At 24.5% G+C, this 848-nt stretch carries 1 protein-coding gene; it reads left to right on the forward strand.

What is annotated here, in order from left to right:
- Window positions 1–228 precede the first annotated feature (228 nt).
- Window positions 229–729: a YqhA family protein gene (locus DPG01_RS18460; protein ID WP_110976010.1), complete on the forward strand. Its 501-nt coding sequence runs from the start codon at window positions 229–231 to the stop codon at window positions 727–729.
- The last annotated feature ends 119 nt before the right edge of the window (window positions 730–848 follow it).

The following is an 848-nucleotide window of genomic DNA, read 5'->3' on the forward strand; positions in this document are numbered from 1 at the left end:
GAGCTTTATAGGGCTTTAATACAATCTGCTTCTCGGGGATAAAAATGTTAATAGTAGATTCTAAACAACTTATTGAAATAGTTAATTCTGAATGGCTTTGTTGCACAAAGATTTCATAACTATATGATTTTAAAAGTTTTGATTATTTTTTGATCCAAAATTAAATTTATTTAAATCAGATGCTTACATATTTATGCAACAAAGCCTCATTTTAAGGGATGTTATCAAGTGCTACAAAATTTTTTTGAAAAGAGTAGATTTTTAGTTATTATAGTTATTATAAATTGCATAATATCTTCTATTTTTTTATATTTATCAACTATATATCTTCTAATTGATGCAATAATTTTTATTATAAAAAATATATATGCAACTAATTTTGAAGTAAAAATAGTTGTTGTTAAATTTTTAAAAATCCTCGATGTCTCGTTAATTGCTATTACATTTCATTTAATTTCAGCAGGTTTTTATAAATTATTTATTCAACAAGCTATTTTTGACAATAGTTCTTTTCTTAAGACACTATCAATTAATAAGTTTCATGATCTAAAAGTTATTATATTACATGTATCTATTATAGTTATAGTCATCTTGTTTTTAGAAGATATTGTTGTTTTTGGTGGAACTTTAGCCAACTTATATGCTGGTATTTCTTCTAGCCTAGTCATATTAGCAATAATTTTTACTTGTAAGCTATTAGATAATGATCATCACAAAGACGATGAATAACTTAAATCGCAAGGACTCATTTATAATTACTCTTTTATTTGAGCATTTAATTGAAGTTAAGATTAGAGGGCACTGTTGCAAATAGAGATTTGAGTCGATGATGTTCCCTTTAAAAAGTA

The organism is Acinetobacter sp. WCHAc060042 (assembly GCF_003231195.1).
In the GTDB taxonomy this organism is placed as follows: domain Bacteria; phylum Pseudomonadota; class Gammaproteobacteria; order Pseudomonadales; family Moraxellaceae; genus Acinetobacter.